Annotated in this window: 20 protein-coding genes; 15 read left to right on the top strand and 5 right to left on the bottom strand. The window is 37.4% G+C overall.

The window, feature by feature from the left end; genetic code table 11:
• Positions 1 to 74 precede the first annotated feature (74 nt).
• Both BUL40_RS02165 and BUL40_RS02160 read left to right on the top strand, forming a co-directional pair.
• Complete coding sequence (locus BUL40_RS02165) at positions 75 to 995, top strand: OmpA family protein (RefSeq protein WP_080317884.1); 921 nt, start codon at positions 75 to 77, stop codon at positions 993 to 995.
• A gap of 26 nt (positions 996 to 1,021) precedes the next feature.
• On the top strand, positions 1,022 to 1,669 hold the full coding sequence (locus tag BUL40_RS02160; protein WP_080317883.1) for a hypothetical protein: 648 nt from the start codon (positions 1,022 to 1,024) through the stop codon (positions 1,667 to 1,669).
• A 36-nt stretch (positions 1,670 to 1,705) separates the two neighbouring features.
• Here the strand turns inward: BUL40_RS02160 and BUL40_RS02155 are convergent, their stop codons facing one another.
• Positions 1,706 to 2,701, bottom strand: coding sequence for an acyl-ACP desaturase (locus BUL40_RS02155; RefSeq protein ID WP_080317882.1), 996 nt, complete (start codon positions 2,699 to 2,701; stop codon positions 1,706 to 1,708).
• A gap of 57 nt (positions 2,702 to 2,758) precedes the next feature.
• Complete coding sequence (locus BUL40_RS02150) at positions 2,759 to 3,487, bottom strand: metallophosphoesterase (protein ID WP_080317881.1); 729 nt, start codon at positions 3,485 to 3,487, stop codon at positions 2,759 to 2,761.
• A 124-nt stretch (positions 3,488 to 3,611) separates the two neighbouring features.
• On the opposite strand from BUL40_RS02150, the gene BUL40_RS02145 reads away from it, so the two are divergent.
• Positions 3,612 to 4,556 carry a carbohydrate kinase family protein gene (locus tag BUL40_RS02145; RefSeq protein ID WP_080317880.1) on the top strand — a complete coding sequence of 315 codons (945 nt, stop codon included), beginning with the start codon at positions 3,612 to 3,614 and terminating at the stop codon, positions 4,554 to 4,556.
• Here the strand turns inward: BUL40_RS02145 and BUL40_RS02140 are convergent.
• The 3 genes from BUL40_RS02140 to BUL40_RS02130 are packed head-to-tail and all read right to left on the bottom strand — an operon-like array spanning position 4,553 to position 7,318.
• Entirely contained in the window at positions 4,553 to 5,689 is a 1,137-nt protein-coding gene (locus tag BUL40_RS02140) for an ATP-binding protein (protein ID WP_080317879.1), read from the bottom strand. The two genes, BUL40_RS02145 and BUL40_RS02140, sit on opposite strands and share 4 nt — an antisense overlap.
• Complete coding sequence (locus BUL40_RS02135) at positions 5,686 to 6,444, bottom strand: SDR family NAD(P)-dependent oxidoreductase (protein WP_080317878.1); 759 nt, start codon at positions 6,442 to 6,444, stop codon at positions 5,686 to 5,688. The genes BUL40_RS02140 and BUL40_RS02135 overlap by 4 nt, the downstream gene beginning before the upstream one ends.
• Before the next feature lies 1 nt (position 6,445).
• Positions 6,446 to 7,318, bottom strand: coding sequence for an aldo/keto reductase (locus tag BUL40_RS02130; RefSeq protein ID WP_080317877.1), 873 nt, complete (start codon positions 7,316 to 7,318; stop codon positions 6,446 to 6,448).
• 157 nt (positions 7,319 to 7,475) lie between these two features.
• Between BUL40_RS02130 and BUL40_RS02125 the strand changes: the two genes are divergently transcribed.
• From BUL40_RS02125 to BUL40_RS02070, 12 genes are all read left to right on the top strand, one after another.
• Positions 7,476 to 8,477: an AAA family ATPase gene (locus tag BUL40_RS02125; RefSeq protein WP_010519606.1), complete on the top strand. Its 1,002-nt coding sequence runs from the start codon at positions 7,476 to 7,478 to the stop codon at positions 8,475 to 8,477.
• A gap of 79 nt (positions 8,478 to 8,556) precedes the next feature.
• Positions 8,557 to 9,423 carry a DUF58 domain-containing protein gene (locus BUL40_RS02120; RefSeq protein WP_080317876.1) on the top strand — a complete coding sequence of 289 codons (867 nt, stop codon included), beginning with the start codon at positions 8,557 to 8,559 and terminating at the stop codon, positions 9,421 to 9,423.
• A gap of 2 nt (positions 9,424 to 9,425) precedes the next feature.
• Entirely contained in the window at positions 9,426 to 11,075 is a 1,650-nt protein-coding gene (locus BUL40_RS02115; protein ID WP_080317875.1) for a BatD family protein, read from the top strand.
• Complete coding sequence (locus tag BUL40_RS02110; RefSeq protein ID WP_010519603.1) at positions 11,075 to 12,073, top strand: vWA domain-containing protein; 999 nt, start codon at positions 11,075 to 11,077, stop codon at positions 12,071 to 12,073. Before BUL40_RS02115 ends, BUL40_RS02110 begins: the two co-directional genes overlap by 1 nt.
• Before the next feature lie 2 nt (positions 12,074 to 12,075).
• Positions 12,076 to 13,122, top strand: coding sequence for a VWA domain-containing protein (locus BUL40_RS02105; RefSeq protein ID WP_080317874.1), 1,047 nt, complete (start codon positions 12,076 to 12,078; stop codon positions 13,120 to 13,122).
• A complete protein-coding gene (locus tag BUL40_RS02100) occupies positions 13,115 to 13,999 on the top strand; it encodes a tetratricopeptide repeat protein (protein WP_244901805.1) in 885 nt (294 codons plus the stop codon). Before BUL40_RS02105 ends, BUL40_RS02100 begins: the two co-directional genes overlap by 8 nt.
• A complete protein-coding gene (locus tag BUL40_RS02095) occupies positions 13,999 to 15,783 on the top strand; it encodes a BatD family protein (protein ID WP_010519600.1) in 1,785 nt (594 codons plus the stop codon). The genes BUL40_RS02100 and BUL40_RS02095 overlap by 1 nt, the downstream gene beginning before the upstream one ends.
• Positions 15,780 to 16,544 carry a tetratricopeptide repeat protein gene (locus tag BUL40_RS02090; RefSeq protein WP_080317872.1) on the top strand — a complete coding sequence of 255 codons (765 nt, stop codon included), beginning with the start codon at positions 15,780 to 15,782 and terminating at the stop codon, positions 16,542 to 16,544. The genes BUL40_RS02095 and BUL40_RS02090 overlap by 4 nt, the downstream gene beginning before the upstream one ends.
• A 55-nt stretch (positions 16,545 to 16,599) precedes the next feature.
• Positions 16,600 to 16,887: a hypothetical protein gene (locus BUL40_RS02085; RefSeq protein WP_141239631.1), complete on the top strand. Its 288-nt coding sequence runs from the start codon at positions 16,600 to 16,602 to the stop codon at positions 16,885 to 16,887.
• 68 nt (positions 16,888 to 16,955) lie between these two features.
• Positions 16,956 to 18,551: a SulP family inorganic anion transporter gene (locus BUL40_RS02080; protein ID WP_080317870.1), complete on the top strand. Its 1,596-nt coding sequence runs from the start codon at positions 16,956 to 16,958 to the stop codon at positions 18,549 to 18,551.
• Between the two features lie 2 nt (positions 18,552 to 18,553).
• Positions 18,554 to 19,180 carry a carbonic anhydrase family protein gene (locus tag BUL40_RS02075; protein ID WP_080317869.1) on the top strand — a complete coding sequence of 209 codons (627 nt, stop codon included), beginning with the start codon at positions 18,554 to 18,556 and terminating at the stop codon, positions 19,178 to 19,180.
• Positions 19,181 to 19,276: 96 nt separating this feature from the next.
• On the top strand, positions 19,277 to 21,121 hold the full coding sequence (locus BUL40_RS02070) for a SulP family inorganic anion transporter (protein WP_080317868.1): 1,845 nt from the start codon (positions 19,277 to 19,279) through the stop codon (positions 21,119 to 21,121).
• The last annotated feature ends 19 nt before the right edge of the window (positions 21,122 to 21,140 follow it).

Below are 21,140 nucleotides of genomic sequence, written 5' to 3'. Positions count from 1 at the left end.
TATTTTCTTATATTTTTTAACTTTTTCTTTGGTTTTTTTATAATTTGTGGGCTATAACACTAATTATTAACAAGATGACCAGAAATTTGACCTATTTAATAGGTATTATTCTCACCATTGTTCTGGGTACGTTTCTTTATTTTTCACTTTGTAGCGATTGCCGGTTGGCCGCTACCAGCTCTGATGAAGTTTTGTCCGAATCAGAAGAAATTGAAACCCCAAAAACTCCAGAACCTACTGCTTTTCCGTTTACCGTAAATGGAGCAGACTTTAGTTTAACCGCTCAAGAAAATTTCAATTTTACCTTTTCAGATGCAGATTACCTAACCCCACTATCCACTATGGTTACTATGGCAACGGATAGTTTAGGTTCCTATTTAAAAGATAATGCAGATAAAGGGATAACCATTACCGGATTGTATACTTCAAAAGAAACCAATAATTCTGCCTGGCCTAATTTAGGTATAGCCCGTGCCAATAGCGTAAAAAACTATTTAGTGCAATTAGGCGTACCCTCTAGCCAGACCCAAATTACCGGTAAGCTTATGGACGATCTTATACCCAAGGATAGTACATTCTTAGGGCCAATCTCTTTTGATTTAGGCGATAAAAAGGTAGAATCTAAAGAACAGCTGGCAGACTTGTATAAAAAAATTACGGATAATCCATTGATTTTGCATTTTAAGACCGGAGAAGCTTCTATAGACCTGACCACGGAGCAGCGCCAAAAAATTGCAGATATAGCACATTATCTAGACCAGGTACCAGAAGCACAGTGTGTTGTTACCGGCCATACGGATAATACAGGCAACCGTATCAATAACATAACACTTGGACAAGAAAGAGCAGATTTTGCCATGGCCTATTTTATAAGAAATGGCATTCCTAGCGCTAAAATTACATCTAACTCAAAGGGACCAGATGCACCTATAGCCACAAATGCTACGGAAGAAGGCAGGTCTCAAAATAGAAGAACCGTTGTAACACTTAAATAATCTATATAACCCTTAAACTTTAAAAAATGAACTTTGATAATATCTGGTGCTGGTTAATTCCATTATTGGTAGGTGTAATTTGCGCAATATTAGGCTACCTCTGGGGTAAAGGCAATAGCAAGACAGAAGTAATAGACAATTCTGCCGAACTTAAAAACTTAAATGATAAGAACACAAAATTACAAGCCGAACTAAATGCTGCTCAAAGCAAACTTGGGGCTGCAACGGTTACGGACCATACTGCACAATTAAAAGCTTTACAAGATGAAAATGCTCAATTAAAAGTTGATTTAGATACTTGTAAGGGTAAACTTAAAAGTGCATCTGCTACAAACGTTGTTTCTTCCTTAGCGGCAAGTGGGGCCACGGCCTTGGCCTTTAATGCAGACGCCGCTAAAAGTGCTTACGGCAAAAAAATTAAACAAGACGATTTAAAAATTGTTGAAGGCATAGGACCAAAAATTGAAGGTCTATTCCACAATTTTGATATCAAAACATGGAAAGCTCTTTCAGAGACTTCAATAGAAAAATGTCAAGAAGTGCTTAATTCTGGTGGTGAACGCTACAGAATACACAATCCTGGGTCTTGGCCATTACAAGCAAAAATGGCTTATGAAGGCAAATGGCTAGAATTGGTAAAATGGCAAGATGAACACAAAGGCGGTAAGCTTTAAAACTAAAAAGCCGGTCTAAAATTAGACCGGCTTTTTTTATAACATTCCGTTTGCTTCTACCCATTTAAACCTGTAAGGGTCCATAGAGAATCGCATCCTATCTTGTATGCGTTGCAAACGCCCTGGCAATTTTAATAAATACTCTCTTGCCTTATCAGCTTGTTCAGAAAGTTCTCTAACATTTTCTAAATCCCAAGCAGCATTTAATTTCTTTAAAATATCAATATAATCTTGAGCGGTGTAAACCCCTAAACGTTGGGCGCAATTTGAAAATTGTTCAAATGCTTCGCCCATACTGCCACCACTTTCCCTTAAAAAATGTGCCGGCATTACAATTTTCTTTTTCATCATATCAGCAAAAGCTAAAACCATTCCACTTGGATCATACTCCATAATAGTTTTTACAAACTCACGATAAGCCAAATGGTGGCGCATTTCATCTCCAGCAATTATGTTGCACATTTTAGCCAATAGGGCATTACCTTTCTGTTTGGCCAATTTACCTACACGCTTGTGCGAAATGTTGGTTGCCAACTCCTGAAAAGTGGTATACACAAAGTTTTTATAAGGATCTCTATCCGTTCCAATATCAAAACCATCTGCAATTAAATGCTGGGTGGTAATTTCAATTTCGCGCATGTTTACCCTGCCAGATAAGTATAAGTACTTATTTAACACATCTCCATGCCTATTTTCTTCTGCCGTCCATGCACGTACCCATTTAGACCAGCTATTTTCCTTATCATCGTGCTGGTCTACGCCCTCTACATCCATTAACCAACTTTCATACGTTGGCAATGCTTCTTCGGTAATGGTATCTGCTACAAGGGTTACCCAAAAATCATATCCTAATTCTTTTGCTTCTTCTCTTAACTGCTCAACCTCATCAAAAAAAGTTTCACTTTGGGAATCTGGCAAGAAATCCGTAGGCTGCCATATTTTTTCTATCGGCATTAGAAATTGCTCCATAAATCCCTGTACTTTAGGCTCTATGGTTTGCATAACTTCTAAACGAATATTTTTAAGGGACATAAATATCTATTTTAAGTAAAGTTCCTTATAAAATTCTTAAATCACCTTAAAAAAAAGCTAATTTCTACCATTTTCCAATGGGTATAATGTGTGTACGGGATCACTTTGCCAAAATTCTTTGGTAGCAATGTCCATAATGGTCAATGGCCCTTTAAAAGCCGCCCCGGTATCTACATTCCAAACATTGGCACCATTTTTAGGTGTAGCTACACCTGTTTTGGAAATAGGCGTATGCCCAATAAATATTTCGTTATAATTGGTTAACCTTTTAGGGTATTTTTTGTCTAAAACATCCAAATTACCATCTACCACCTGTGCCAGTTCCCAAAGTGTCCTGTCCCAGTAAAAAGACTGTTCAAAATATTCATGTTCAATTCCCTTTAAATTGGTAAAACCAGCATGTAAAAACAAATTATTATTAGAATCCAAATAGTAGTTTTCTAGACTAGCAAAAAAGTTTAAATGAGCTTCCCACGCAGACCTGCTTGCGTTTAAATAAGAAGCTTTGGTAGCCGCCCCACCATGAATTAACCAGGTTGGATTATCCTTATCTGTTAGCATCCAATCCCGGCACAGTTCATCATGATTACCACGTAAAAAGGTGCAATTATGGGTTTTATCCAATTCTATCAAATATTGAACCGTTTCAAAAGCAGTACTCCAAGCATCTACGTAATCTCCCAAAAATATTAAATGATCATTTGCTGCAGAAACCGTTGCCCTTTCCAAAACTTGCTCCAGTGCCCTTACACCAGAATGTATATCTCCAATAACTAATGTTCTCATAGTACAATTTGATACAATATTATTGGTTTAATTACCAAAGAACGAAAAGTTAAGGTAAAGTTTTGGTGCAATATTGGAGTAAATAAATTTCTGTGTACCTTGCCAACCTTAGTAAATGTTAAGCATGACACGTATTTTTTGCATAGGAGAGTTATTAATAGATTTTGTGGCAGAGAATCAAGGCAGTGATTTGTCTGTGGCCAATGAGTTTACTAAAAAAGCAGGTGGTGCACCTGCCAATGTAGCCTGTGCAATTGCCAAGTTAGGTGGTAAAAGTAATTTTATTGGTTGCGTGGGCAAAGATCCGTTTGGTACTTTTCTACTAAACGTGCTTAACCAAGAGAACGTAGATATAAGCCTTGCTCAACGAAGCAAAAAATTTACAACCTTGGCCTTTGTATCTATTGCAGAAGATGGTGAACGTGATTTTGTTTTTAGCCGAGGGGCAGACAAGGAATTGAAATATGATTCTACTATTAGAAACAAATTTCAAGGCCATATGGTGCATTTTGGAGCCGCTACCGCCTTATTAGGTGGTGGTTTGGAAGAGGCATATGGTCATTATTTATTTGATGCAATAACCAAAGATTGTTTTATTAGTTTTGACCCTAACTACCGTGTAGATTTATGGAAAGACAAAGAAGAATCTTTCATTAAAAAAAGTCTTGCATACGTAGAAAAATCACATCTATGTAAATTTAGTTTGGAGGAAGCCTTATTGCTATCTGGTAAGGAAACGGTAGAAGAGGCCTGTATTAAATTACACGAAGTGGGTGCAGAAATAATTACCGTTACTTTAGGTAAAGACGGCACCTATGTAAGTACCCCACAAAGCCAAAAAACAATAGCTAGCATTCCTGTTAATCCTGTAGATACAACAGGAGCTGGTGATGCCTTTATTGGTTGTCTTCTATACCAAATAGCTAAGTTGGATGACTCTGGTAGCTTGGCAACCAATTTTGATTTGTTGTGTAACATGGTGGGTATGGCAAATAAGGCCGGCGCCATAACAACTACCCAATACGGGGCTATTGTTGCATTGCCCAGCTTAGAACAATTACAAGCTTAATTATATTTTACTTTACGAATAACGCGTAAAGCCTCTTTTAATTCTTGATAAACCGCTTTGTTGTGCTGCTTTAAATAGGGTCTTAATTCTTCCATTTGCTCCTTAGACTCTTCAAAGCCATTTAAGTAGCAAATAAGGTAGGTATCTGGCAAGCTTACAAGGTCTTTTTCCTCCAACGCATTTAGGGGCGTACCTTTTATTAATTTAGTGGTAATGTTGTTGTTACTATTGTAAAGGTGATACAATGTTTTTTTATCGTACTGAGGCGGCTCAAACAAAAGCTGGCTTTCTATTTTATACTTACCATTTTCAAAAAAACGTATGGTTACTTTTTCTAATTGATAATACTTTTGGCGCCTACCTAAGCCCAAATGAATGTATTCTAATATAGAGAACGAATTTTCATCATAGTGGATAGAAATTTCATCTAGAGCGGAATAGAACAACTTTACCTGTTCATTGATTAGTTCTATATCTACCCTAGAAAAATAAATTTGGTCTTTTACCCGCTTGGTATGCCCCGCCCAACAAACCACAAACTGCTCTTTAAATACTTTGTAATGGCTGGTTAAATCGGCATGTTTAAAATGAATAAAATCAACCACACCATCTAACGTTAATTCTATATTATTACGGGCGTGTTGCTCAATGGTGGCTACCTTTTCAGAGTTGATATCCTTTAGTTCAACATCAAATACCTTGGGTAGGCTTATGCTACCCTCCCTAAAAAAAACTGATCCACCATAGTACTTCCAAATATTTTTGCGCAAAGCGCACACTTTACCATTGGATGTTATGGTTACCAAACCAACAACTTTACCTTCTGGCAAATGCGGAAACGGAATATTCTCATAGGCAATTAACGGAGGGTTGTCTAAATACGCATTGACTAAATTTTGAATTTTACTGTCATCAAAAAAATCTACTCCAACAATTTTGTTGTCCTCATCTTCTACCCCAATTACTATAAAAGAATTGTTTTTAGGATTACTATTGGCCAGTGCACAAACGTGTTTTAAAAACTTTGCCTTACCTTCTTTTTCTCCAATAGATATATAGCGTTTTTTATCATAGAAACTGTTCTCGTCATTATGTGCCAAGAGGTTTTTAATGAGGAGACGTTTGTTGATCATACGCTTTTATTGATTAGTGTAGACGAAGCTTGGGCTGTTGGCATTACGGTTAAATCTGCAATGTTTACATGATATGGCCTGGTAACCACAAAATGAATTATATCTGCTATATCTTCTGGTTTCAATGGTTGGTAACCTTCATATACGTTGGCTGCTCTATCCGTATCTCCTTTAAACCTAACCTCGCTAAAGGCTGTGGCCACCAACCCTGGATTAACAGCACCTACCCTAATACCATATGCATTTAAATCTAATCGCATGCCTTGGTTTATGGCATCTACCGCGTGTTTACTGGCACAATAAACATTTCCATTTGGGTATACCTCTTTACCTGCGGTAGAACCAATATGTATTATATGCCCTGCTTGGCGTGCTACCATTTGTGGAATTACAGCTTTACTCACATACAACAAGCCCTTTACATTTATATCCATCATGGCATCCCAATCTTCTAGACTGCCTTTATCTATAGGGTCCAAACCATGGGCGTTACCCGCATTGTTTATTAAAATATCTATCTGGGAAAAAGGAGCTTCCAAACCGGCTATAAGCGCAAAAACTTTGTCTTTGTCTCTTACGTCAAAACAAAGTGTGGTTACTTCGGTGGCTTTACCCAACTCTTCTTGTAGTCTTGTTAGTTCTTTTTGGTTTCTACCACATAAAACCAACCTAAACCCATTGGCCGCTGCAAAATATGTTGCAGTTGCTTTACCTATGCCACTAGTGGCCCCTGTAATTAATATAGTCTTCTTCATATTAGGGTGCTTCGTTTCCATTAGATGCTTCTAACAACAAAAACCAATCTTGTAAATCCAATTGGATTTGGGCGGCCTTTAAACTATCTGTTATCCGTTCTTTAGTGGCCGTGCCCACAACGGGCATAACCTGTGCCGGGTGTTTCATTATAAAAGCCAAAAGCAGCATGCTTTCATTTACTTCATACTTTTTGGCCAACTTTTCTAAAACCGCCTTTAATCGTTTGTTTTGCTCATTACCTTCTCTAAAATAGTTTCCTAATGGGCTCCATGCCATAGCAAGTCTATCATTGATGATACAATCATCGAAAGTTCCATCATACATAGGATTTAAATGGGTAATAGAAAACTCTACTTGATTGGCCTCTATCTTAACCTCCTTTTCCAATAGCGCAATTTGAGAGGGCGTAAAATTAGATACACCAAACTGCTTTACCTTGCCACTAGATTTTAATTTTGCAAAAGCAGCTGCCACCTCTGCAGGTTGCATTAATGGGCTTGGCCTATGCAATAGAAACAAATCTATATACCCAGCATTTAATTGTTTTATAGAACGCTCTGCAGAATACACAATGTAATCAGCATCATACTGATAATGTTTTACCGTGTTTTCCCTTCCACTGGTCATTTGTATGCCACATTTGGATACCACTTGTATGGATTCCCTTGCTATTTTACTTTCTTTAAAAGCCTTACCAAAAAGCGCTTCGTTGCCATAATCCCCATAAATATCTGCATGATCAAAAGTAGTTACGCCATTGGCAATACAATGTTGCATTAACGCTATCATTTGGGTGGTATTTAAAGCTTTGCCCCAACTACCCCAGGTCATGGTACCTGCCGCAATTTTAGAATATCTTAGTTTATTTGTCATAGGGTTAGAAAATTAAAGATAATTACCTTAAAACCTTCACAAAACTAAGGCTTGCCAACTTATTTTAACCATTAATTAACAGACCGATTTACAATTAATTTTCATTTTGCAGAATGTTAAATTTCTAGATTGTTTCTTAGTAAATATAGACTAACGTATGGAAGAAAATACTACGATTGATATTGCTGCCGTAAATGAAAAAATTGCCAAAGAAAGCGCATTCATTGATTTGCTTAGGCAAGAGATGAATAAAGTTATCGTAGGTCAAAAACACATGGTGGAGCGTTTGCTGATCGGTTTGTTGGGTCAAGGTCATATTTTGCTAGAAGGTGTACCCGGTTTGGCAAAAACACTTGCTATAAACACCCTGAGTAAAGCGGTAAAAGGTTCCTTTAGTAGAATTCAGTTTACTCCAGATTTACTACCTGCAGATGTGGTGGGTACCCTTATCTACAATATGAAAGAGAATGACTTCTCTATTAAAAAAGGACCTATTTTTGCCAATTTCGTGTTGGCAGATGAGATTAACAGAGCCCCCGCAAAAGTACAGTCTGCACTCTTAGAAGCCATGCAAGAAAAACAGGTTACCATAGGGGATGAGACTTTTAAGTTAGATGCACCCTTTTTAGTAATGGCTACCCAAAACCCGGTAGAACAGGAAGGTACCTATCCATTACCTGAAGCACAGGTAGACCGTTTTATGCTCAAGACCGTCATAGACTATCCAAAACTAACAGAGGAACAATTAATTATAAGACAAAACCTATCTGGCACAAAAACCGTGGTAAATCCCGTGGTAACAACAGAACAGATTCTAAGTGCCCAAAAGGCGGTTAAGGAGGTTTACATGGACGAAAAAATTGAAAAGTATATCCTAGACCTAATATTTGCCACACGATACCCAGAAAAGTATAATTTAGAAAGTCTTAAACCTTTGATAAGCTTTGGCGCATCGCCAAGGGGAAGTATTAACTTAGCAACCGCTTCTAAATGTTATGCATTTATAAAACAAAGGGGGTATGTGGTACCAGAAGATGTGAGAGCCGTAGTACACGATATTCTTAGACATAGAATTGGTATTACCTATGAGGCCGAAGCAGAAAATATTACCTCTGAAGAAATCATAAATAAAATTGTAAACCAAGTAGAAGTGCCTTAGTAGGTAAAACGCTAGGTTTATGTACCTATACCGTTAACCAACTAAAAACCAAATTAGGCCCAAACTGTTTACAACTTAAATGAATACAAAAGAGCTTCTAAAAAAAGTACGTAAAATAGAAATTAAGACACGTAGGTTGTCTGATCATATATTTGGAGGTGAGTACCACTCTACCTTTAAGGGGCGGGGTATGACTTTTAGTGAAGTAAGACAGTATCAATTTGGAGACGACGTACGTAACATAGACTGGAACGTTACCGCACGCTATAATGAACCGTACGTAAAGGTATTTGAAGAGGAACGTGAGCTAACCATGATGTTGATGGTAGATGTTAGTGGATCGGAACTTTTTGGAACTACCAACCAATTTAAAAAGGAAATTCTAGTAGAAATCTCTGCCACCTTAGCCTTTTCAGCTTTACAGAACAATGATAAAGTAGGGTTAATTCTTTTTTCAGATGAAGTAGAGTTGTTTATTCCGCCTAAGAAGGGCAAAAGCCATGTCTTGCGCATAATTCGTGAGCTACTAGAGTTTGAACCCAAAAGCAACAAGACCAACATCTCAGAAGCTTTAAAGTTTTTAATAAATGTTATGAAAAAGAAAGCAATCGTTTTTGTGCTTTCTGATTTTATCACGGATAATTATTCTGATACCTTAAAGATTGTTGGCAATAAACACGATGTTACCGGTATTCGTGTCTTTGACGAAAAAGAAGAATATATCCCAAATTTAGGGATGATCCAAGTTGAGGATGCAGAAACCGGCCAATTACAATTGGTAAACACTAGTTCTAAAAAAATTAGACACGAATATTGGAAATACCATCTTGAGCGAGTAGATTATTTTAAAGATGCTTTCACAAAATCTGGTAGTGGTACCATTAGCTGCCGTGTAGACGAAAGCTACGTAAAGAAACTGTTGGGCTATTTTAAAAGAAGAGGGTAAACATGAAAACGGTCTTTTTACATAAAATCAATAAACTATACCAAGGTTCGCCTTTGTTGTTCGTTTTGCTTTTTAGCCTTTTTGCTAGTAGCCAAGAAAATACTACGGTAAAGGCAGAAATAGACACCACACAAATTAAAATTGGAGAGCAAATAAAGTATACCATTACGGTAGAAACAGATTCTTTAAACGTTGTTTATTTTCCAGAAGACCAAACCTTTTCGCCTTTAGAAATGGTTGAAGCCCTTAAAATAGACACTACTAAAAACAAAGACCGTATAACCTTACAACGCATATATGCGTTAACCCAATTTGATAGTGGCTCATATACCATTCCACCGCAACGTATCGCCATAGATGAACAACCTTTTATGACCGATTCTTTTGCCGTTAAGGTTGGAGACATTGCCGTAGATACTACCAAACAAAAAATGTACGATATAAAAGCCTTGGTGCCCGTTGAAAAACAAAGAGGCAAATTGGTCAAAATAATTCTATTGGCATTTTTGGTACTTCTTATAATTGCTGGGTTACTCTACTATTTTGTGGTACGTAACAAACCCCTTTCTGAAGAAGAAAAAATTGCATTGCTTCCTCCGTACGAGAGGGCCATTAAACAATTGCATGAACTGGAGAACTCCAGATATTTAATTCAAGATGAATACAAAAAATACTATTCTGAACTAACAGATATAGTTAGGTCCTATTTAGAAGAAGATGTACACATCTCGGCTTTGGAAAGCACAACAGACCAGTTGTTAGAACGCTTAGAATTATTAAAAGACGCTGGTGAACTTAGTTTGGACGACGAAACCTTGGAACAGTTCAAGAAGGTTTTTAAAACAGCAGATTTGGTAAAGTTTGCAAAATCCAAACCTCCTATTTCCGTAGCAGAAGACGATAGAAAAGCAGTAGAAAAAATAGTTATAAAAACCAAAGAAGCACTACCAGAACCTACAGAAGAAGAGCTCCTTTCCAATGAAGATTATTTAGAAGAACTGCAGGCTAAAAAGCAAAAAAAACGATTATTGATCGCTGGCGGCGTTTTAGCAGGTATTATAGTTTTGGGCACCAGTGTTTCTATAGCCTATTTTGGGTTTAAAACAGTAAAAGACACGGTTTTTGGTTATCCCACCAAAACCCTATTAGAAGGAGAATGGGTTAAAAGTGAATATGGCTTTCCAATTTTGGTTTTAGAAACACCAGAGGTTTTGGTTAGAAAAGAAACCGCTACACCAGATGAGCAAGCAGAACTAATTGAGAACGCTCAAACTTTTGACTATGGAAGTATAACGGACAAACTCTACATAAGAGCAAACGTTACTACCTTTAAAGAGAAAAAAGAAGTAGATGCAGAAGCTACCGTAACGGCCATCCTAAAAGATTTAGAGCGTAAAGGGGTAAAAAATATAATCCCAAAACAGGACGAATTTTATACCAACTCCGGTAAGCCTGGCGCCAAAATTTACGGGTCTGGTTTATATACTAAAGAAGGGGAGACAGATGGTAAACGAATTAAATACACCGTAATCCTATTTGCAGGAAATGGTTTTATACAACAATTATTTGTGACCTGGGAAGAAGGTGATGAATACGCAGAACAAATTGTACAACGTATATTGGCCACGGTCGATACTAATACGCAAGGTTAATGTTACAAAATATAGAATTTGCCAATCCTGAGTTTTTCTGGTTGCTATTACTGCTTCCGGTAGCCCTATTGTGGTTTATTCTAACCCGTAAAAAACAAACGGCATCCTTAAAATTATCTAGTACCAACGCCTTTAAAACCAAGAGCATTTGGTCTAAATTAAGGCCTATACTCTGGGCATTACGCCTATTGGCCCTTGCAAGCATTATAACCGCTTTGGCTAGACCGCAAACCGAAGATATTTCTACTAGGACCAAAACAACAAAAGGTATAGATATTGTTATGGCCATTGACGTTTCCTCTAGTATGTTGGCCCGCGATCTTACACCCAATAGACTTTCGGCACTTAAAGAAGTTGCCGCTGCTTTTATTAAAAAAAGACCTAATGATCGTATTGGCTTAGTTGCTTATGCAGGTGAGAGCTACACCAAAACACCCATAACCAGCGATAAATCAATTGTACTTTCTGCGCTAAAAGATATCCGTTACGGACAATTAGAAGATGGTACTGCAATAGGTATGGGCCTGGCTACATCTGTTAACCGGTTAAAAGAAAGTAAAGCCATAAGCAAAGTAATCATTCTTCTAACAGACGGTGTTAACAATAGTGGGTTTATAGAACCACAAACCGCAGCAGATTTAGCGGTAGAATATGAAATTAAAACCTACACCATTGGCCTGGGCACCAACGGCAATGCACTTACCCCGGTATCTTACAAAAGAGATGGCTCGTTTCAATACGGTATGAGACCGGTAGAATTGGACGAAGAATTGCTTCAAAATATAGCAGAAGTAACCGGAGGTAAATATTTTAGGGCCACGGACAATGAGGAGTTAGAAGAAATTTACAACGAAATCAATAAATTAGAAAAAACCGAAATAGAAGAATTCAAATATTATAAATACGAGGAAAAATTTAGGCCTTTGGTGCTTTTGGCTGGGGCTTTGCTACTAATAGAATGGCTTTTACGCGCAACAATATTTAAAAGCTTTATTTAAGGATGGTGCAGTTTGACGAAAAATTATATTTCTATTTACTGGGTCTAATCCCGGTTCTGGTACTATTGTATTTATTGGTCTTGGTATGGAAAAAAAGCAAACAAAAAGAATTTGCAGATAAAAAGCTTTTAAAAAGACTTGCACCAGACCGTTCTGTGTTTAAATCTACCCTTAAACTGGTCTTTTTGTTGCTTGGTATTTCGTTCTTGGTATTTGCCCTTGCAAATCCTAAAATAGGAACCAAACTAGAGACCGTTAAAAGAGAAGGGGTAGATATTGTTTTTGCCATAGACGTATCTAAGAGTATGCTGGCAGAAGACATTGCACCAAATCGTTTAGAAAAAGGCAAAAGATTGGTTTCTGAGATTATTAACCAATTGGCAAGTGATCGTATAGGAATTATTGCATATGCAGGTCAGGCATACCCACAATTACCCATCACCACAGACTACGGGGCCGCCAAAATGTTTTTGCAAAGCATGAATACGGATATGTTATCCTCACAAGGAACGGCAATTAATTCTGCAATAGATTTAGCAAGTACATTTTATAATGACAGTGAACAAACCAACCGTGTATTATTTATAATTTCAGACGGGGAAGACCATTCTGAAGGCAATACCCTAGATGCCTTGGAAAAAGCCGTGGAAAACGGTATTAAAATCTATACTATTGGTGTAGGTAAAAGCAAGGGGGCGCCAATACCCATTAAACGAAATGGCGTAGTAGAAAGCTTAAAGAAAAATAACGAAGGTGAGGTAGTCATTACCAGACTTAACGAACCCGTATTAACGGAAATAGCCAATATTGGTAATGGCGTATACATAAACGGGGCCAACACTGAAGATGCTGTTAGTTTTATTAAAGAAGAGTTGGCCAAAATGGACAAAAAGGAATTTGAAGCCAAGCAATTTGCAGAATATAAAGATCAGTTTCAATGGTTCTTGGGGTTAGGACTACTATTTCTATTTTTAGATGTTTTTTTACTGGATAGGAAAACACAATGGCTTAAAAAGTTGAATCTTTTTAATGAAAAAGAATATGAATAAGATAAAAGCATTACTCCTTTTAAGTGTTCTTGGACAGACTGTTTTTTTAAATGCCCAACAGGACAAGGAAACAAAAGAACTAACTAATGAAAACCTAGACGCTTCCATAAATTTAACTTTTGAAGCGAACAAGGCACTGGTAGAGAATAATTTTATTGCCTCTGAGGCTGACTATAGAAAAGCAATTTCCAAAAGTGACCAAAATGCAACCGCACCCTATAATTTAGGTAGGGCCTACTACAATAGGGAAGGCTTAACAGAGGCTTTTACTCGCTTTAAGGAAGCTGGTGAAAAAGCAACAGACAAAGAAACCAAACACAAATCTTATCACAATCTAGGCAACGTTTTTATGCGTCAAAAAGATTATCAAAACGCAGTAGAAGCTTATAAAGAAGCCTTACGGAACAATCCAACAGATGATGAAACGCGGTACAATTTAGCTTTGGCCAAAGAAATGCTTAAAAAAGAGCAGGAACAAAACAAGGATCAAAATAAGGACGACCAGAACAAAGATCAAAATAAGGACCAGAACAAGGACAACAAAGACCAAAATAAAGACCAAGGCGATCAAAATAAAGATCAAGAAGGTGATCAAAAGGACGATCAAAATAAAGACCAAGGCGATCAGGGAGACCAAGGTGACCAAAAGCCTGAAGAAAATAAAGAAGGTGAAGGAGACAAGAAAGAAGAACAGAAAAAGCAACCCAACCAAGGTGAAGAACCTAAAAAACAAGAACGTCCTAGACCTAACCAACTTTCTAAGCAACAGATTCAAAATCTGTTAGAAGCCATGCAAAACGAAGAAAAGAAAGTGCAGGAAAAAATAGATGCCAAAAAAGTAAGAGGAGCTAAAGTTAGGAACGAGAAAGATTGGTAATGGCACTAGTTACACATACATATAGGTTTATTCTCTTACTATGCTGTTTAGCTTTTAGTGGTCTTGGTTATGCGCAGGAAGAGATTTCGTTTACGGTAAACTTGAGCAAGGAACAATTAGGCCTAAATGAAAGACTACGCGTTGAATTTACCATGAATAAAGATGGGGACAATTTCAATCCTCCTAGTTTTGAAGATTTTCAGGTGGTTATGGGACCGTCTCAATCTATTAAATCGTCTTGGATCAATGGTAAAAGAAGCTATAGCAAAACCTATAGTTATGTTTTGAAACCTACGGCTCAAGGCAAATTTAACATAGGGCAGGCAACCATTCAAATAGATGGCGAAACCTATAAAACATTACAAAAAACAATTACGGTTACAGAAGCGGTAGACAACCCTAACGCACCAAAAACTGCAGATGATGTTGCCGATGAGAGCTTACATTTGGTTGCCGAAGTTTCACAGAACAACCCGTACCTTAATGAAGCGGTGACAGTAGTTTATAAATTATACATTAGTCCAGATATTTCCGTAACCAATTTTAGACCATTGGATAGCCCCAAATACAATAATTTTTGGAGCCAAGATATTCCGGTAACCAAGTACAATACGGTTAATAGCACCTACAATGGTAAGCCATACCGTAGCGTGGTATTAAAGCGCGTGGTGCTATATCCACAAAAAACAGGAAAATTAGATATTGAGCCTTTGGCCTTGGAAGTCTATGTAGATGTACCCACCAATAGGCGAGATTTCTTTGGTGGCAGGGTTTATGCCCAAGCCAGCAAAACCGTTTCTGCCGGTAAACGTATTCTTAACGTAAAGCCACTGCCAGAAAATGGAAAACCAGAAAATTTTGGTGGTGCCGTAGGCCAGTTCAACTTTAATGTAAAAACTAGTAAAACTAGCTTGAATGCCTCAGAATCCTTGCAGGCTACCGTTGAAGTAAGTGGCAAAGGCAATTTAAAACTGTTTCAACTACCAGAACCAGAACTTCCAAGTGCCTTGGAGGTTTATGAACCAGAATATGATGAAAATGTTCGTACAACATCTAGCGGAATGAGTGGTACCGTTAAAAACAATTACACCATTGTACCCGCTTACCGAGGTAAATATCCAATTCCTGGCATCAAATTCAGTTATTTTGATCCAGAAACCAAAACATACAAGACCATAACTTCCAATGAAATAATGATTAATGTGGTGGAGGGGCCTACAGCTAATGATGACAATTCCGCTTCAACCAGCGGAACTCAAAAAATAGCGGTAAACACCAATACCAATCAATTTCATTTTATTAAAGTAAACCCCAATCTTACTTCCATTGGTCAAAAACCATTCTTTGGATCAAAACTTTTCCTAGGTTTATTGCTAGGGCCATTAGCACTAATACCCCTATTTATTCTCTTTAGGAAAAAGAGAAAAGAAAAATCTTTAGATGTAGAAGGGAATAGATTACGCACAGCAAATAGATTGGCCCGTAAATATTTGGGTAAGGCTAAAAAACAACTGGGCAATAAAGAAGCTTTTTATGATGCCTTAGAAAGGGCGCTACACAACTATTTAAAAGCCAAACTTAAAATAGAAACATCGGATTTTAGTAAGGACAAAATACATGAACTACTTGCATCAAAAGCTGTAGAGGAACAAACAATTCTAGAGTTTAACGCGCTACTAACAAGTTGTGAGTTGGCAAGATACAGCCCTAGTTCCAACGTACAGATGCAAGAAGATTATAAGAAAGCTAGTATGGTTATCTCAAAACTAGATAAGCAACTATGAAAAAACTGATCGTTATACTACTGTTTTTGTTTGCAGTTGGCCCTGTGGCCAACGCGCAAAACGAGGTTCTTTTTAGCAAAGCAACAGAAGCCTACAACAAGGCAAAGTATAGTAAAGCCATTGAATTATATACTAAGATTTTAAATAATGGCAAACACTCTTCTGAACTCTATTTTAACCTTGGTAACTGCTATTATAAATTGGATGAAATAGGCCTGAGTATCTATTATTATGAAAAAGCATTGCTATTGAACCCAACGGACCAAGAAATTAAAAACAACTTGGCCTATGCGGAGAACATGAGGCTAGATGCAATTTCTACCGTACCCAAAACTTTCATGGCACGTGTTCACGATCAAGCTGTGGGCTTACTTAATTATAACCAGTGGGGGTATTTGGCAATTGTTTTTGTAATTCTTTTTGTGTTGTGTTATATCGTATATTACTTACTTTCTGCCTCCACCCAAAAACGAATAGCCTTTGTAACAAGTATTATTGCCTTGATATTATGTGTTTCTAGTTTGTTTTTGGGCTATTTAAATCTTCAAGACTATAAGAAAGACAATCCGGCAATAATTCTAAAAAGGGAAATTACCGTAAAAGCAGAGCCCAATAAAAAAAGTGAGTCCTTATTCGCTTTACATGAGGGCACTAAAGTAAATATTGAGGCCACATTAGATAGTTGGAAAAAGATAAAAATTTCTGACGGCCAAACAGGTTGGGTAGAGCAGAACGTTTTGAAATCTCTAAAAGATTTTTAAATTCGTTAAGAACATATCAATTGAATCCTATTAAATTTGGGATATTAACGGTTTTATGCATTATAAATTAGCGCTCTTCTTTTGCCTTACCCTACTTTCTTCATCATTTTTACCGGTGATTAGAGCAAGTTTGGATTGCCCAATTGTACAAAACCTATCAGAAGAAGAGCAGCAAGAAAATCATACAGAAGATTCTGTTAAACCGTTTGTTCTTAAAGAGAATACGCTACCCATTTTAGCCAAAGTTTTTCAACGCAAATTGGATTTTAACAATATTCTATCTGTAATAAAACTAAATATTGCCATAGAGGTATTATCCCCACCACCCGAAAACTTGTTTTAATTTTTAACCAAAATGCTATGGTGCCAATAATGCACCAGCACCTATACCAATAATAAAAAATTATAACAATGTTTAAGTATATTAAAAATGATTTACCGGCAAGTATTGTCGTATTCTTTGTAGCCTTACCATTATGTTTAGGTATTGCTCTTGCCAGTGGCGCCCCATTATTTTCTGGCCTAATAGCTGGTATCGTAGGGGGTATTGTTGTGGGTTCTTTAAGTGGATCGCAAATTGGCGTTAGCGGCCCTGCAGCAGGTTTGGCGGCTATTGTACTGGCAGCAATTAGCACCTTAGGCGGATATCAAAACTTTTTAGTGGCCGTAGTTATAGGGGGTGTTATCCAAATCCTATTTGGCATTCTAAAGGCTGGAGTTATTGGATACTACTTTCCATCTTCAGTAATTAAAGGTATGCTCACCGGTATTGGAATTATTATCATATTAAAGCAAATACCACACTTTTTTGGGTTTGATAATGACCCAGAGGGCGACTTCTCCTATTTTCAAATAGATGGTGAGAACACCTTTACAGAAATATTTAATACCATAAGCGGTATAGTAGCAGGGAATTTAAGTGCGGGTGCCACCTTAATAGCTGTAGTTAGTTTGGCTATTCTTATTCTATGGGATAAAGTTCTAAGCAAAAAAGGTAAGATATTTCAGCTTATTCAAGGCCCATTGGTGGCTGTTGCCCTTGGTATCATATTTTATATATTAACCAAAGAAGACGCTACTTTAGGCATATCTAAGGAACATTTAGTAAGTGTTCCCGTTCCCGATTCCTTTGATTCTTTCTTAGGGCAATTTAGCTTTCCTAATTTTGGTGTAATTGGTGATCCACAAATTTGGATTACTGGATTTACTATTGCCTTGGTTGCCAGTTTAGAAACGTTACTTTGTGTAGAGGCCACGGATAAAATAGACCCTATGAAGCGGGTTACCCCAACCAACAGGGAGTTAATGGCCCAAGGTACGGGTAATATCATTTCTGGGATGATTGGTGGTTTACCTATAACACAGGTTATTGTTCGTAGCTCTGCCAACATACAATCTGGTGGTAAAACAAAACTTTCTGCTATTGTACACGGATTCTTTTTATTGATTTCCGTAATTCTTATCCCTACTTTGTTGAATAACATTCCGCTCTCTGTTCTTGCAGCTGTTTTATTTATTGTTGGCTACAAATTGGCCAAACCAGCATTATTCAAAAAAATGTATGATTTAGGCTGGAAACAGTTTATACCCTTTATCGTTACCGTATTAGGAATCATCTTTACAGATTTATTGGTGGGGATTGGTCTAGGTTTAGCCGTGGGTATTGTAGTTATTCTTATCAAAAGTTACCAAAACTCGCATTTCTTGCATATAGAAGAATCCGAAAACCACAAAAAGGTTAAAATGACCTTGGCAGAAGAAGTAACCTTCTTTAACAAAGGGGCCATTTTAAAAGAGTTAGATAGCTTAGAAAAAAACTCTTATCTAGAACTAGATGTTACCAAAACTAGGTATCTAGATAATGATATTATCGAAATTTTGGAAGATTTTTCAGAAAAAGCCAAGAACAGAAATATTAATATTAAAATTATATCAGAACGTGGCGTAGTAGAAAATCCGCCTAGTTATATCGAATTTTTCAATTTAAAAAAGAAACAATCAGCATAGATATGAAAGCACATACCGCGGAAACACAGGCAACAATGACGCCTGAAAAGGCTATCGACTTTTTAAAAGAAGGTAATCAGCGTTTTCAAGCTAACCTTAAAGCCAATAGAAATTTATTAGAACAAGTAAACGATACTAAAGACGGGCAATTCCCATTTGCTACTATATTAAGTTGTATAGACTCTAGAGTCTCTGCCGAGTTGGTTTTTGACCAAGGCCTTGGTGATATTTTTAGTGTACGTATTGCAGGCAATTTTGTAAACCAAGATATTCTTGGGAGCATGGAGTTTGCTTGTAAATTGGCGGGCACCAAAGCTATTGTAGTTTTGGGTCATACCTCTTGCGGCGCTGTAAAAGGGGCGTGCGATCATGCAAGAATGGGTAATTTAACGGCGTTAATCAATAAAATAGAGCCGGCCGTATTTGCGGTTAAAGAGCCTAAGGAAGAAGAAAAACGTAATTCTAAAAACCTAGAATTTGTAGATGCCGTTTCTAAAAAGAACGTAGAGCTTACGCTAGAAAATATTCGAAGCCAAAGTGTTATTCTAAAAGAAATGGAAGAAAAGGGCGAAATTAAAATTGTAGGCGCCATGTACGACATTGCCAGTGGCGAAGTAGAATTTTATTAAGCGCTTTACCAAAATAAACATTAGGTCAACTTTAAAAGGTTGACCTTTTTTTATGTGAAATAATGGCTATCTTCCAACTTAAAGAACCAACGTATTATGTTTAAACATCTTAAAGGCGACCTCTTTGGCGGTCTTACCGCGGGTATTGTGGCCCTACCATTAGCACTAGCATTTGGGGTTAGCAGTGGTCTAGGGCCTACGGCCGGTTTATACGGCGCAATTTTTATTAGCTTTTTTGCCGCTCTGTTTGGTGGCACCAATACGCAAATCTCTGGCCCAACCGCTCCCATGACAGCAGTGAGCATGGTGGTAATTGCAGGTATCATGGCCACAAATGATGGCAATTTAGACAAGGCTTTACCGGTTATTTTGGCGGTTTTCCTGTTGGCTGGTTTACTACAAATAGTTCTTGGTTTTTTAAAATTAGGTGTTTACATAAAATACATACCCTACCCTGTAGTTTCTGGGTTTATGACCGCTATTGGTGTAATTATATTAATTACCCAATTACTTCCTGCCATGGGCTATTATCCAAAACAAGATGATGCCTATGTAGCTGGCTATACCCAACAAGCAAAAGCAGAATTATTAGCCAAAACACTTAAAGATAATCAAGGTGAAAATATATTGGCAATAAAGCATTTTGAACAAACCATAGAAGAATCCGCTGGTATTGCAGCAACAGCTATTACTAAAGAAGCTCAAAATTTAGCAGGCAAGAATGCATCTGGTGTTATTGGTACCTTAAAAATTTTACCTAGAGCGCTTCAACACATAAACTGGTTAGAACTTGGCCTTGCCTTGGCTACCATTGCTATTATTTATGGATTTAAAAAAATAACTACCGCTTTACCTAGTACCTTGGTAGCTTTAATCGTAGTTTCTGGTGCTGCCATTGGTTTTGGATTGCCCTACATTCCAATCCAAGAAATACCAGCTGGGCTTCCCATCCCACATTTCGAGATATTTTCCCAATTTAGTTTTAGTGCTATAAGCCCATATATCTTTACGGCACTTACTCTAGCTCTATTGGGCGCAATAGATTCTTTGTTAACCTCTGTAGTAGCGGATAACATGACAAACACCAAGCACAAACCTAACAAGGAATTAATTGGGCAAGGAATTGGTAACACAGTAGGTGCTCTTTTTGGAGGCATTCCTGGAGCTGGAGCAACCATTAGAACGGTAATTAATATAAAATCTGGAGGTAAAACACGACTAAGTGGAATGATAGCCGGGGTTTTATTACTTATAATTTTACTTGCATTGGGGCCCGTTGCTTCTAAAATACCGGCTGCGGTACTAGCTGGTATTTTGGTTACTGTAGGTATTGGAGTTATTGATTACAAAGGTTTAAAAGCCATTCCCTACTTGCCTAAAGACATAAAACTTGGTCCTATAAGATTGAGTTCAGAAATGGTAATTATGCTTGTAGTCATGGTGCTTTCCTCGGTTTGGAATTTGGTCTATGCAGTAGGTATTGGTTTGGTTATGGCCTCTTTAATTTTTATGAAGAAGATTGGCGACCTTACCGCTAAAAATTCTGTAGTTAAACAACTGCCACTAGAAGAAGCATGGGAAGACGAGCAGCAAATACCTACCGAAATTGACCAGAAAATTTTCATCAAACATATAAACGGTCCGTTGTTCTTTGGGTCTACTAATGAAATTCAGCAATTGTCTGCGCAGATACCAGAAACCGCAAATGTTGTAGTGTTTAGAATGGACCGGATGCCTTATTTGGATAAATCTGGATTAAATGTGTTAGAAGATGTGATGCTCAATTTAACCACTAAAGGGGTTAAATTGGCCGTAGTTGGCTTGAGAGAACAACCTAAGCTGATGATGGAAAAAATTAATATTTTTCCAGAATTGGTGCCAGACGCACAAGTTTTTCCAAATTTTGAAACTTGCTTAACTTGGTTAAAAACCGAGTTGTAAGTAAAAAGCTGTATCAATA

The sequence above is a fragment of the Croceivirga radicis genome (genome assembly GCF_002072105.2).
GTDB classification, from domain to species: Bacteria; Bacteroidota; Bacteroidia; order Flavobacteriales; family Flavobacteriaceae; genus Croceivirga; species Croceivirga radicis.
The sequence above is the reverse complement of the archived record's forward strand: the minus strand, read 5'-3'. Positions and strand labels throughout refer to the sequence as shown.

What these genes read in the sequence shown, in the direction of transcription:
- BUL40_RS02165 (WP_080317884.1), top strand. Translation starts at nt 75, where the DNA reads ATGACCAGAAATTTGACCTATTTAATAGGTATTATTCTCACCATTGTT.
- BUL40_RS02160 (WP_080317883.1), top strand. Translation starts at nt 1,022, where the DNA reads ATGAACTTTGATAATATCTGGTGCTGGTTAATTCCATTATTGGTAGGT.
- BUL40_RS02155 (WP_080317882.1), bottom strand. Translation starts at nt 2,701, where the DNA reads ATGTCCCTTAAAAATATTCGTTTAGAAGTTATGCAAACCATAGAGCCT.
- BUL40_RS02150 (WP_080317881.1), bottom strand. Translation starts at nt 3,487, where the DNA reads ATGAGAACATTAGTTATTGGAGATATACATTCTGGTGTAAGGGCACTG.
- BUL40_RS02145 (WP_080317880.1), top strand. Translation starts at nt 3,612, where the DNA reads ATGACACGTATTTTTTGCATAGGAGAGTTATTAATAGATTTTGTGGCA.
- BUL40_RS02140 (WP_080317879.1), bottom strand. Translation starts at nt 5,689, where the DNA reads ATGATCAACAAACGTCTCCTCATTAAAAACCTCTTGGCACATAATGAC.
- BUL40_RS02135 (WP_080317878.1), bottom strand. Translation starts at nt 6,444, where the DNA reads ATGAAGAAGACTATATTAATTACAGGGGCCACTAGTGGCATAGGTAAA.
- BUL40_RS02130 (WP_080317877.1), bottom strand. Translation starts at nt 7,318, where the DNA reads ATGACAAATAAACTAAGATATTCTAAAATTGCGGCAGGTACCATGACC.
- BUL40_RS02125 (WP_010519606.1), top strand. Translation starts at nt 7,476, where the DNA reads ATGGAAGAAAATACTACGATTGATATTGCTGCCGTAAATGAAAAAATT.
- BUL40_RS02120 (WP_080317876.1), top strand. Translation starts at nt 8,557, where the DNA reads ATGAATACAAAAGAGCTTCTAAAAAAAGTACGTAAAATAGAAATTAAG.
- BUL40_RS02115 (WP_080317875.1), top strand. Translation starts at nt 9,426, where the DNA reads ATGAAAACGGTCTTTTTACATAAAATCAATAAACTATACCAAGGTTCG.
- BUL40_RS02110 (WP_010519603.1), top strand. Translation starts at nt 11,075, where the DNA reads ATGTTACAAAATATAGAATTTGCCAATCCTGAGTTTTTCTGGTTGCTA.
- BUL40_RS02105 (WP_080317874.1), top strand. Translation starts at nt 12,076, where the DNA reads ATGGTGCAGTTTGACGAAAAATTATATTTCTATTTACTGGGTCTAATC.
- BUL40_RS02100 (WP_244901805.1), top strand. Translation starts at nt 13,115, where the DNA reads ATGAATAAGATAAAAGCATTACTCCTTTTAAGTGTTCTTGGACAGACT.
- BUL40_RS02095 (WP_010519600.1), top strand. Translation starts at nt 13,999, where the DNA reads ATGGCACTAGTTACACATACATATAGGTTTATTCTCTTACTATGCTGT.
- BUL40_RS02090 (WP_080317872.1), top strand. Translation starts at nt 15,780, where the DNA reads ATGAAAAAACTGATCGTTATACTACTGTTTTTGTTTGCAGTTGGCCCT.
- BUL40_RS02085 (WP_141239631.1), top strand. Translation starts at nt 16,600, where the DNA reads ATGCATTATAAATTAGCGCTCTTCTTTTGCCTTACCCTACTTTCTTCA.
- BUL40_RS02080 (WP_080317870.1), top strand. Translation starts at nt 16,956, where the DNA reads ATGTTTAAGTATATTAAAAATGATTTACCGGCAAGTATTGTCGTATTC.
- BUL40_RS02075 (WP_080317869.1), top strand. Translation starts at nt 18,554, where the DNA reads ATGAAAGCACATACCGCGGAAACACAGGCAACAATGACGCCTGAAAAG.
- BUL40_RS02070 (WP_080317868.1), top strand. Translation starts at nt 19,277, where the DNA reads ATGTTTAAACATCTTAAAGGCGACCTCTTTGGCGGTCTTACCGCGGGT.